The following is an 11,363-nucleotide window of genomic DNA, read 5'->3' as shown; positions in this document are numbered from 1 at the left end:
GGGGAATGCCAACGGGGAGGAGGCGGATCCTGCAAGCCTTGCTGAAGGGGAAGAGCAGCAATTGCCCTTGTTTTAACCGAGTGATCCGGATCACTTCGAGAGGGGGGAAAACGCCAGAGACTAGAGCTGGGTTGAAGACGTTGGCAACGACGGCATCAGCTCACTCACAGGGAACTGGCCAAGGCTGGTGGCATCTCGTCCACCAGTCTTTTTTGTTTTGGTCAGAAAAAGGATCCCGGCCCACAACCGGGATCCCCTGCTGTTTACTTTTTAGCCTAGGCCTTTGCCCCTACCCACTACCCCCGTCAGCGGTGCAAGTAGGTGTAGGCCCGCAGGTTGTCTTCAAAGTGCTGCTGCAAAGCGCGGGCCTGGGCTAGGCTAATTTGGCCCCGTTGCAGGGCGGCTTCGGTGGCGTGGTGCAGGGTTTCCACCAGATCTTCGCTGTTGTACTGTACCCAGCTCAGCACTTCGCCGATGGTGTCCCCCTTGATGACTTGGGTGACTTGGTAGCCGCCGGGACGGGTGCGGATGTGCACGGCGTTGGTGTCGCCAAACAGGTTGTGCAGATCCCCCAGGATCTCCTGGTAGGCGCCTCCCAGAAACACCCCCAGCAGGTAGGGCTGCCCATCGGGATCGTGCAGCGGCAAGACCGAGGTGATCTGCCCGTCTTCGCCAAAGAAGCGGTTGATCTTGCCGTCGCTGTCGCAGGTCAGATCCGCCAAGGTGGCCCACTGGCGCGGCTCCTCGTCCAGACGGTGGATGGGCATGATGGGAAACACTTGGTCGATGGCCCAGCTATCCGGCAGGGATTGGAAGAGGGAGAAATTGCCGTAGTAGATGCTGGCCAGCATTTCGTCCAGATCCAGAAGATCCACCGCCACCGGCTGCCCTGCCTGGTGCTGCTCGTAGGCCAGCGTGCAGATCTTGTCGGAGCAGTTCCAAAACAGCCGCTCCACCTCGGCCCGCTCCCGCAAGCTGAGGGATCCCTCGGTAAATTGGCGCAGGGCGGCTTCTTTGAGCTCCTGGCAGCGGCGATAGTCGGCCACCAGGGTCTCGGGCCGGATCTCGTAGTAAAGCTGATTTAGCTTCTGGATCACCTCGGCATCGGACGTGAGCTGGGTGGGCATGGGATAGGGGCTGGCGGCGTTGACATCCTGCACGTCAAAGACCAGCACCGACTGGTGGGACATCAGGGCCCGCCCGCTTTCGGTCACCAGCACCGGCGGCTGGATCCCGTGCGGCTGCAGGGCACTCAGCACCGTCTGCACCACGGTGGCGGCGTAATCCTCCAAGCTGTAGCTCTGGGAGAAATGGCTGGTGGACTGGGATCCGTCGTAATCAACCCCCAAGCCGCCGCCGATATCCAGATAGCCCATCGGCGCCCCCAGTTTGACCAGCTCGATGTAGATCTGGCTGGCCTCCCGCACGGCCCGCCCATGCACGCTCACCATCGAGATCTGTGAGCCAATGTGGTAGTGCAACAGACGCAGACAGTGCAGCTTGCCGGCCTCCCGCAGCCGTTCCACCACCTGCAACATCTCCGTGGCCGTGAGGCCGAACTTGGCCCGATCCCCAGCCGAGGTGCCCCAACGCCCGATCCCTTGGGCTGAGAGCTTGGCCCGCACCCCCAAGATGGGATCAATGCCCAGGTGCTCGGCAGCCTGCAGCACCAGCTCCAGCTCCTGCAGCCGCTCCAGGACGATGATGGGGGTGCGCCCCAGCCGCTGGGCCAAGAGAGCCGTTTCCATAAAATCGCGGTCTTTGTAGCCGTTGCAGATCAACAAAGCCCCAGGTGTATCCAGCAGAGCCAGGGCAATCAACAGCTCCGGCTTGGAGCCTGCCTCCAGCCCAAAGTGGTAGGCGCGACCGTGCTTGACCACCTCTTCCACCAGGTGGCGCTGCTGGTTCACCTTGACCGGGTAAACCCCCCGATAGACGTTGGGGTAGCCAAAGCGCTCGATGGCCTGCTGAAAGCTCTCGCAAAGCCGCCGCATGCGGTCGGCCACGATCTCGGGAAAGCGAATCAACAAAGGCAACTGCAAACCCCGCGCCACCAGATCCATCACCAGGTGGTACAGGTCGATGCCAGGTTCCTGCTGCTGTAGGCCCTGTGGGGTTACCTCCACATGACCGGCGGCGTTGATACGGAAGTAGGGATCCCCCCAACCGGAGATGCGATAGAGCTTTTCGCTGTCTCGCAGTGTCCAGGGAGAACGAGTCAAAGTCGGCATAGTAGTCCCCCAGATACCGAGATGTAAACAGCGCAGGATTTCTGCACAGAATCCACAATATATTGCTCTATTCCAAGATATGTCAAGATTTTTCCAAGGCAGGGGGGATCCGGCCCGAAACCGGCTAAGCCTTGCCAGATAAGGCTTTGGCCTGGAGATCCCTCTGCAGTTGCTGCAGAACTCAACTCTTTCATTCTCTTTCTTTCGCTGTTTTTCTTTGTTTTTCTCGAGCAAGCTCTGTTTTCCGTCTCTTGAGACAGAGACAGAGTTGGGATCCCCGCTTTTGCCGGAGCGCGCAGCGAATCCTACGGGGAGCGGCGACCAATTGGTGGAGAGAAGAAGCCGACTTTTGCGGGAAGTTGCCCCCTCTGGTGCTTGCCAGAGCTAAAGATGGCAGCCCTTGACAGAGCTCCGTGGGCAAGACTAAGGATCGGGGCGGAGAGCTTGGAGCGCCTCAGCCATGGTTCAACTGCCCCGCTGCCGCCGTCGAGAAATGCTGCTGTCGTTGCTGGCTGCTGCCGGCCTAAGCGCCTGCCAACAGGGATCCCGTTCTGGCCAAGCCGGCGATGCTGTCCCTGTTGCCGACAGCCAGTCTTCCGGGGAAATTGTGTTGATCAACGGGGCTGGGGCTACCTTCCCGGCCCCTCTGTATTTGCGCTGGTTTTCCGACTACCGCCAGGTGGATCCCAAAGTGGAAATCAACTTCCAGCCGGTGGGCAGTGCCACCGGGATCCGCCAATTTATCGACCAGACGGTGGACTTTGCCGCCAGCGACGTGGCCATGACCGATGCCGAGATTGCCGAGGTGAAGCGGGGCGTGGTCATGATCCCAATGACAGCAGGCAGCATTGCCGTCGGCTACAACCTGCCCGGGATCCGCTCCGGCCTCAAGCTATCCCGCTCCGTCTTGGTGCAGATCTTCCGCGGCCAGATTACCCAGTGGCGGGATCCGCAGATTTTGGCCCTCAACCCCGATTTGGAGCTCCCCGACCTGCCCATCGCCGTCTGCTACCGCTCCGATGGCAGCGGCACCACCGACACCTTTACCCGCCACCTGGCCGCCATCGACCCCGCTTGGGCCGCCGAGATTGGTGTCGGCATGTCCTTGGAGTGGCCGGTGGGGATTGGGGTCAAGGGCAATGAGGGCATGAGCGCCCAGATGCTCTACAGCGAAGGGGTGATTGGCTATGTGGAATCGGTCTACGCCCGCGACCTGGATCTATCGGTGGCGGCCCTGGAAAACCGCCGCGGCGAGTTTGTCCTCCCCACCCCCGCAGCCTCGGCCCTGGCCCTGAGCGAAATCGAGCTGCCTGAGAACCTGCGGGCCTTTGAGCCGGATCCGTCCGGCGCCGGGGCTTATCCTATCGTCACCTACACCTGGATCCTGGCCTACCGCCAGTACCGGGATCCCGCTATTGCCACTGCCCTGCGGGCGGTGCTGCGCTGGGCCCTCAGCGAAGGACAAGCCCTGGCCGAAGCAATGGGCTACCTGCCCCTGGCCGAAACCGTTGTGGCCCGTAGCCTGGAAGCCCTGCAGCTTATCCAGAGCTAGCCGCCCTTGCCCCAAGCGGCCCTGGAAGCAAGGCCCCGGCAGGTACGGAGATCCGTAACTGCTCTGCCTTCCAGTTGCCAGAAATGGGCGGCATTCTCGCCCTGACCGCAATGCCCTGCTGGTTAGGATCGACCCAGAAAACGGCTAAATACCTGCTGAATTTTCACGGATTGGCTGCCCAAGCTACTTCATACAGCCTGGCGGCGGTAGCCGAGGTAACGTCTTGAACAAAAGGAGAACAAGGAGCCGATGGGAAAAGTTGTAGGAATTGACTTGGGCACAACCAACTCGGTTGTCGCCGTAATGGAAGGGGGCGTCCCCACTGTCATTCCCAATGCCGAGGGGAGCCGCACTACACCCTCGGTGGTCGCTTTCACCAAAGATGGGGAGCGCCTGGTGGGACAGATGGCCCGTCGCCAAGCGGTGCTCAACCCCGAGAACACTTTTTACTCCGTTAAGCGCTTCATCGGGCGCAAGTACGATGAGCTGAACGTCGATGCCAAGCGGGTCTCCTACCAGGTGCGGCGGGACGAGCGGGGCAACGTCAAGTTGTACTCACCCCGCATGAACAAAGAATTTGCCCCCGAGGAAATCTCGGCCATGGTGCTGCGCAAGCTGGTGGACGATGCCAGCCGCTACCTGGGCCAACCGGTTACCCAAGCCGTCATTACCGTCCCTGCCTACTTTAACGACTCGCAGCGGCAGGCCACCAAAGATGCCGGGAGGATCGCCGGCTTGGAAGTGCTGCGCATCATCAACGAGCCGACGGCGGCTTCTTTGGCCTATGGCTTGGACAAGCGCAACAACGAGACCATCCTCGTCTTCGACCTGGGCGGTGGCACCTTCGACGTGTCCATCCTGGAGGTGGGAGATGGGGTCTTTGAGGTGAAAGCCACCAGCGGCGATACCCAGTTGGGTGGCGACGACTTCGACAAGAAGATTGTCGACTGGATGGCCGAAGAGTTCAAGCGCATGGAAGGGATCGACCTGCGGCAAGACCGGCAGGCCCTGCAGCGGCTGACGGAAGCTGCCGAGAAGGCCAAGATCGAGCTGTCCAGTGTCTCCGAGACTACCATCAACCTGCCCTTCATCACCGCCACTGCCGATGGTCCAAAGCACCTGGAGCTGAAGCTCTCCCGCGCCCAGTTTGAACACCTCTGCGCCGACCTGCTGGAGCGCTGCAAAGGGCCGGTGGAGCAAGCCCTGCGGGATGCCAAGCTCACCAAGGCCGACATCAACGAAGTGGTGTTGGTGGGCGGCTCCACCCGCATCCCGGCGGTGCAGCGGCTGGTGAGAGAGCTGCTAGGCAAAGAGCCCAACCAAACTGTCAACCCTGATGAGGTGGTGGCCGTGGGTGCTGCCATCCAGGCCGGTGTGCTGGCGGGCGAGGTCAAAGATGTGTTGTTGCTGGATGTCACCCCCTTGTCTTTGGGGGTGGAAACCCTGGGCGGTATTGCCACCAAGCTGATCCCGCGCAACACCACCATCCCCACCCGCAAGTCGGAGATCTTCTCCACCGCCGAAGATGGGCAGACCTCGGTGGAAATCCACGTGGTGCAAGGGGAGCGGGAGCTGGCCCGCGACAACAAGTCCCTGGGCCGCTTCAAGCTGGACGGGATCCCGCCGGCTCCCCGCGGTGTGCCGCAGATCGAGGTGACCTTCGACATCGACGCCAACGGCATCCTCAAGGTGACGGCCAGAGACAAGGGCAGCGGCAAGGAGCAGAGCATCTCCATTACCGGCGCCTCCACGCTCGATAGCAAAGAGGTGGAGCGGATGATTGCCGAAGCCGAGAGATACGCTGCCGAAGACCGCGCCCGCCGCGAGAAAATCGAGCGCCGCAACAAGGCCGATTCTCTGGCCTACCAGGCTGAGCGGCAGTTGAAGGAGCTGGGAGACAAGATCTCCTCCAGCAAGCGCAGCCAAATCGAGACCTTGGTGCGAGAGCTGCGGGAGGCCATCCAGCGGGATGACGACAGCGCCATCCAGAGCAAAGAGCGGGAGCTGCAGGAGGCCCTTTACGCCATGAGCAGCGAGCTCTATCAGCAGCCCGGCGCCGCTTCGAGCTCTCCCTCTGGCTCGGGGACGACCTCCGGCGGCAGTGACGATGTCATCGACGCCGATTTCACCGAGACCAAGTGACGACAGTGGGATCCCTCTGCGGCCCCCTGGTTCAGGGCGGATCCCACCCTTATTCACAGCACCGATAATGAGGAGGGACGGGATAGGCGATGGCGTCTAGCCCGCCTTCTTCTCTTTGGGTCAACGGGTCGGAAGCCAACTGCTTGGGTTTCTGCCCATTCTCAGCAATTTGCCTGCGGACGCCTCCATGCAAAACTTTAAGGACTACTACAAGATTTTGGGGGTCAGCAAGACGGCCACCGCCGACGAGATTAAGCAGGCCTATCGGCGCCTGGCAAGAAAATATCACCCGGATGTTAACCCGAACAACAAAGCTGCCGAAGAGAAGTTCAAGGAGATCAACGAAGCCTACGAAGTTCTCTCGGATCCCAGCAAGCGCCGACAATACGACCAATTCGGCCAGTACCACCAGCAGGGTGGGTTCCGCTACCAGCGGGAGACCTACAGCCAGCCTTACAGCAGCAGCCCTTTTGGCGACAGCTCCTTCAGCGAAGACTTTGGGGGAAGCGGTTTTAGCAGTGGCGTCGATTTCAGCCAATTTGACGATTTTCAAGACTTCATCGATCAACTCCTGGGCCGGGTGCGCAACTCAGGCGCGGATCGCAGCAGCAGCTCCTCCAGCTCCGCCAGCAACGCCAACTACGATGCGGAGGCCACCATCCAGCTCACCATTCCCGAAGCTTTTGAGGGGGGCAAACGCCGCCTACGGGTGGGGGGGAATCGCACGTTGGAGGTCAATCTCCCTCCTGGGATCACACCGGGGAAGCGGATTCGCCTGCGCGGCCAAGGCCACCCCAACCCTAATGGGGGTGCTGGCGACCTGTATCTCAAGATCGAGCTGAAGGAGCACCCCTTCTACCGCCTTGAGGGGTTTGACGTCTACTGCGACTTGCCCATCAGCCCCAGCGAGGCCGTTTTGGGCGCCCAGGTGGAGGTGCCCACCTTGGATGGGGTGGTGAAGCTGCGCATCCCACCGGGAATGCAGCCAGGGCGAAAGTTGCGCCTAGCAGAGCGGGGTTTTCCCAAGGGCAACGGGGAGCGGGGCGATTTCTACGCGGTAGTTCAGATCTATTTGCCCACCCGTGTTTCGGAGGAGGAGCGGGAGCTCTACGAAAAGCTGCAACGGGTTCAGTCCTACGATCCCCGCGCCGCCCTCAAGCTCTAGCTAGACAATTGGAGAGCACGATCCAAAAGCTCCATCGGGTGATAAATGGGGATCCCAGCCTTGCCCTGCAGGTGCAGGTGCTTCTGAATTTGCAGGCGGCAGCCGATATTGGCAGAGACGATCCCCTGGGCACCGGTGTTGAGCAGGTTGGCCACCTTCTGGGATCCCAGCTCATCTGCTATCTGGGGTTGCAGCAGGTTGTAGACGCCGGAGCTGCCACAGCAGAGGGCGGCATCGACGGGATCCCGCAGTTCCAGCCCCGGAATTTGCCGTAGCAGTTGCCGCGGCTCCTGGCTGAGCCGTTGCCCGTGCAGCATGTGGCAGGCATCTTGGTAGGCCAGCACCAAGGGATCCGGCTGCAGGGGGTACAGGGGAGCAGTCAGCCCCACCTGAGCGAGAAACTCCTGGATATCCTTGACTTTGGCCGCAAACTGGGCCGCTTTCTCTCGGTAGTCGGGATCCTTGGCCAAAAGGTGGCCGTACTCCTTGAGGGTGTGGCCGCAGCCGGAGGCAGTCACCAAAATGGCATCCAGTTCGTAGCTGGCAAAAGCATCCACCATCCGGCGGGCGAGGGCTTCCGCCTGCTGCAGTTGCCCTTGGTGGTGGGGCAAGGCCGCACAACAGCCCTGGGCCGGCGGGATCACCACCTCACAGCCGTTGTGGGTCAACACGCGAATGCTGGCCTCGTTCACTTGGGGGGCAAACAGGCGCTGCACGCAGCCGAGGATCAGCCCCACGCGAAAGCGCCGCTTGCCCACCGCCGGGATCCGCTCCGGGTAGTGCTTGGGCAGCAGTTGTTCCACCTCCAGAGGGGGCAAGAGGGATTCCATGGCCGCCAGGCGCGGGGAGACTTTTTCCAACCCTTTCCGGACCCAAGCGCCGATCCCCATTTTTTGGTACAGCCAAAGGGGCCAGAGCAGAGGCCGCAGCCGCTCCGGATAGGGGAAGAGGGAGAAGATGAACTGGCGGTACAGGTGCTCCCAGAGGTTGCGGCGGTAGTTGCGCTCGATCTGCGGGCGGGTGGCGGCAATCAGCCGGTCGTAGCGCACCCCTGAGGGGCAGGCGGTAACACAGGCCAAACAGCCCAGGCAGGTATCGAAATGGGAAACCACTGCTGCCGAGAGAGAGATTTGGCCCTGATTGAGGGCGTCCATCTGGTAGATGCGTCCCCGCGGCGAGTCCGTCTCCTTGCCGAGGACGCGGTAGCTGGGGCAGGTGGTCAGACAAAAGCCGCAGTGCACACAGGCATCAATTAGCTTGGGATCCGGCGGATCCAGGCTGTCAAAACTTGGCCCTTTGGATAAGCTCATTGGCCTTGATTTATCGCGCTCTCAATACAATCATCCGCCTGCCAGGGAGGGGAGTGGCACCTCAGGGCTCCCTTCCGGGAGGGAAGTTGCTCCTGCTGCTGTTGCAGCTTTTTGAGCTAGGAGTTCACCCAGCCAGTTTTTGAGACCAGCGGCCCCCAGCAGGGAGCGGGTTGTCGTCTTCTTGGAGAAAGGCCAGCGCTGGCCGCAAAGACTCGACCGGATCTGCGCTGGTGCCGCTCCCCGGTTCTTTGCATCTTAATCTCAGAACAGCATCCAAGCGCCCTGTTGGCCCGTATTACCCTGGAAAAGGGACACTTGCCTACCATCCAAAACCATGAACTGGCGATCCCTCCTCACTCCTAGTTTTTGGGCAACGGCTCTTTCCGCTCTCTGCCTGCCCAGCACTGCTTTTGCCCAGGCCAACCTGCGGGAGCTGCCCCCCGATCTGGCCGAACAGCTCACCACGGAGCAGATCTTGCAGGCCTGCGCCGCCAACCAAGCAGACACCCTGCCCAGTCCCTTCCCGGACGTGGTGCCGACCGATTGGGCCTACAAGGCAGTGCTTACCCTCTACTACTGCGGCGCCTACCGGGGGGCCATTCCCCCGGAGAGCTTCCGGCGCTACCTGGAGCAACAACGGGGATCCCAAACTTAGCTCCCCGTCGGGTACATCTCCTGGATAAGGTGAGCATAGCGCTCGGCTACTGGGTTGCGCTTAATTTTCAGCGTCTGGGTCAGGAGGCCATTTTCCACGCTCAGGGGCTCTGGCAAAAAGCGGAAGTCGGCAATTTGCTCGTGGGGCCGGTAGCCGGGACGTTCCTGGATGCGGGTTTGCACCTCCCGCAAGATCAACGTGCGCACCTGCGGGTGGGCCAGCAGCTCGGCCTCAGCAGCCGGGATCCCTTGCTCGGCGGCCCAAGCCTTGAGGGCCTCCAGGTTGGGGTAGATGAGGGCAGCCAGTTTCTTTTGGTCTTGGCCGACAATTACAATCTGACTGATGTAGGGGGATTGCAGGCAGGCATCTTCCAGCGGCTGGGGCTCGACGTTCTCTCCGTTAAGCAGCACGATCACGTCCTTGGCCCTGCCGGTGATCACCAGTTGCCCGTCGGGGGTGAGCCAGCCCAGATCCCCTGTTTCAAACCAGCCGTCGGGGCTGAGCACCTGGGCGGTGGCTTCTGGATTGTTGTAGTAGCCCATCATCACCTGTGGCCCCCGCGCCAGGATCAGCCCTCTTTCTCCCGGCGGCAGCGGCTGCCGGGTTTCCGGATCCACAATGCGAAACTCCGTGCCTGGCAAGGGGGGCCCAGCCGTGCCGCGCACATTGTTGTCGGGACGGCGCGCGCACAGCACTGGCGAGGTTTCGGTAAGGCCGTAGCCGTTGAGGATGGAAATGCCCACCACCTCGTAAAACAGATCCAGATAGGCGGGCAGGGATCCGCCGCCACTGATGGCCTGTTGAAAATTGGGGCCCAAAGCCTGCCGCACCTTGCGGTAGATGAGCGCATCGGCCAGGCGGTGCACAGGCCAGAGCAGCCCCTGTTGCAGGCGGGCCCCCACTCGCACCCAAGGACTGACGCCGTAGTGCAAAATTGACTGGTTGCGGGCTATCCGCCCGGCGAGCACGTAGCTTTCGCTGGCCGCCATCAAGGTGCGGATCAGCCACTGCATGAGGGGGCTTTTTTCCTTCAATTGTCTCTGGATCCCTTCGTAAACCGTCTCCCAGATGCGGGGCACTGCCACCAGATAGTGGGGCTGCTCCTGTTGCAAATCCTGCTTGATAAAGCGAGGGTTGGTATAGACCAGCGTACAGGCCTGGCTGAGGAGAAAATACTCGCAGGCCCGCTCGTAGGAGTGCCAGGTGGGCAGAATGGTCAGCACCTTATCCCCAGGCCGGGGCTGCACCACCACATGCAGATTTTCCACCTGGTGCATCAGGTTGCCGTGGCTGAGCATCACCCCCTTAGGGCGACCAGAGGTGCCAGAGGTGTAGATGATGGTGGCCAACTGGGATCGCTCCAGCCGCGGCGGCTCGTAGCGGCCTTCCCGCCCTTTCTGCAGCCACTGAGAGAAGTTCAATACTCCTGCCTCTTCTTCATCGGAAAGCAGCAGCAGCCGCTCCAGGCCCAGCTCCTGCACAACCGGCTGCACCCGCCTCAGGGTCTTCACATCCTGGGCAATCAAAGCCGTGCTGCCGGAGTGACGCAAAATGTAGCCCAGCTCACCCGGATCCGCCACGGCGCTGCGGGGCACATTGACCGCTCCCGTAAACAGCGTGGCCAGATCCGCCATCAGCCAGCGGGGGGAATTCTCGGCAAAAATGGCCACCCGATCCCCGGGGCGAATGCCCAAGGCCTGCAAGCCGGCAGCCAGCGTCTGAATGCCGCGGAACAGTTCCCCATATGAAATCTCAAGAACCGGCTGGGCATGGGGATCCCTGAGGGCAATCTGATCAGCAAACTTTTCGGCCAGGACTTGCCAGACGTTGAGTAAAGTCGTCCCTGGGGCGGTGGGAGTAGCAGCAGCGGAGACAGTCGCCATAAATCTGTACCCTAAATCACATTTACAGTCTAGTGAACTTGAGCCTTTTCTCCGGCTCCTCCTAGGACAGTTCTCAATCTGTCACCCAATCCAACCCCGTCCCCTTGTGGGGAAAAGGTAGGGATCAACGAGCTTCGACAGCCCCACCAGGGGTGCGTGAAGGAGAATTGCCAGATCTTTATAAGGCAAAATCCGAGGTTTGCTTTTCTATCCGTATTTCTCGCGATGAACTTATGGGCACAAGGCTGGCTATCTATGAGCAAGTTCAGGATTTACATCAGTTCCAAGAGCAACCGAAAGTTCTTGTCAGTCGAAACTGTCCTTCGGTAATTGTGGCAGATTTGCTAGACCTGCCAAGACTAGAGCTTTATGTCGAGCTTGGCTTCCCCCTATCCGATCTACCAAATGATGAAAGAATCTTAACT

The 11,363-nt window shown here is 60.8% G+C and carries 7 protein-coding genes and 1 pseudogene; 5 read left to right on the top strand and 3 right to left on the bottom strand.

Annotated features, from left to right (window positions below):
• Positions 1-305: 305 nt before the first annotated feature.
• Complete coding sequence (gene speA, locus NW841_RS09500; RefSeq protein ID WP_414386190.1) at positions 306-2,231, bottom strand: biosynthetic arginine decarboxylase; 1,926 nt, start codon at positions 2,229-2,231, stop codon at positions 306-308.
• Positions 2,232-2,691: 460 nt separating this feature from the next.
• Between speA and pstS the strand changes: the two genes are divergently transcribed.
• The 3 genes from pstS (at position 2,692) to NW841_RS09485 (ending at position 7,090) form a co-directional block, all read left to right on the top strand.
• Positions 2,692-3,783: a phosphate ABC transporter substrate-binding protein PstS gene (gene pstS, locus NW841_RS09495; RefSeq protein ID WP_414378284.1), complete on the top strand. Its 1,092-nt coding sequence runs from the start codon at positions 2,692-2,694 to the stop codon at positions 3,781-3,783.
• A gap of 249 nt (positions 3,784-4,032) precedes the next feature.
• Positions 4,033-5,925 carry a molecular chaperone DnaK gene (dnaK, locus tag NW841_RS09490; protein WP_414363717.1) on the top strand — a complete coding sequence of 631 codons (1,893 nt, stop codon included), beginning with the start codon at positions 4,033-4,035 and terminating at the stop codon, positions 5,923-5,925.
• A gap of 187 nt (positions 5,926-6,112) precedes the next feature.
• The gene (locus NW841_RS09485) at positions 6,113-7,090 is read left to right on the top strand and encodes a DnaJ C-terminal domain-containing protein (RefSeq protein WP_414378282.1); all 978 of its coding nucleotides are present in this window, start codon (positions 6,113-6,115) and stop codon (positions 7,088-7,090) included.
• On the opposite strand, the gene NW841_RS09480 is transcribed toward NW841_RS09485, so the two are convergent.
• Positions 7,087-8,400 (bottom strand): (Fe-S)-binding protein, encoded by a 1,314-nt coding sequence (locus tag NW841_RS09480; protein ID WP_414386189.1) that lies wholly within the window; start codon positions 8,398-8,400, stop codon positions 7,087-7,089. The genes NW841_RS09485 and NW841_RS09480 overlap by 4 nt on opposite strands.
• Positions 8,401-8,734: 334 nt before the next feature.
• On the opposite strand from NW841_RS09480, the gene NW841_RS09475 reads away from it, so the two are divergent.
• Positions 8,735-9,055 (top strand): hypothetical protein, encoded by a 321-nt coding sequence (locus NW841_RS09475; protein ID WP_414363711.1) that lies wholly within the window; start codon positions 8,735-8,737, stop codon positions 9,053-9,055.
• Here NW841_RS09475 and NW841_RS09470 read toward each other — a convergent pair.
• Complete coding sequence (locus NW841_RS09470) at positions 9,052-10,938, bottom strand: AMP-dependent synthetase/ligase (protein ID WP_414386188.1); 1,887 nt, start codon at positions 10,936-10,938, stop codon at positions 9,052-9,054. The genes NW841_RS09475 and NW841_RS09470 overlap by 4 nt on opposite strands.
• Positions 10,939-11,090: 152 nt before the next feature.
• Here NW841_RS09470 and NW841_RS09465 point away from each other — a divergent pair.
• Positions 11,091-11,363 (top strand): annotated as a pseudogene (locus NW841_RS09465) (hypothetical protein); the annotation flags it as partial.

The organism is Synechococcus sp. H60.3, assembly GCF_047462295.1.
Taxonomy (GTDB): Bacteria; Cyanobacteriota; Cyanobacteriia; order Thermostichales; family Thermostichaceae; genus Thermostichus.
Note: the sequence above shows the minus strand (reverse complement) of the source record. Positions and strands in the feature narration are given on the sequence as shown.

Coding starts and splice junctions, on each gene's coding strand:
- pstS (WP_414378284.1), top strand. CDS start 2,692: ATGGTTCAACTGCCCCGCTGCCGCCGTCGAGAAATGCTGCTGTCGTTG.
- NW841_RS09485 (WP_414378282.1), top strand. CDS start 6,113: ATGCAAAACTTTAAGGACTACTACAAGATTTTGGGGGTCAGCAAGACG.
- dnaK (WP_414363717.1), top strand. CDS start 4,033: ATGGGAAAAGTTGTAGGAATTGACTTGGGCACAACCAACTCGGTTGTC.
- NW841_RS09475 (WP_414363711.1), top strand. CDS start 8,735: ATGAACTGGCGATCCCTCCTCACTCCTAGTTTTTGGGCAACGGCTCTT.
- NW841_RS09470 (WP_414386188.1), bottom strand. CDS start 10,938: ATGGCGACTGTCTCCGCTGCTGCTACTCCCACCGCCCCAGGGACGACT.
- speA (WP_414386190.1), bottom strand. CDS start 2,231: ATGCCGACTTTGACTCGTTCTCCCTGGACACTGCGAGACAGCGAAAAG.
- NW841_RS09480 (WP_414386189.1), bottom strand. CDS start 8,400: ATGAGCTTATCCAAAGGGCCAAGTTTTGACAGCCTGGATCCGCCGGAT.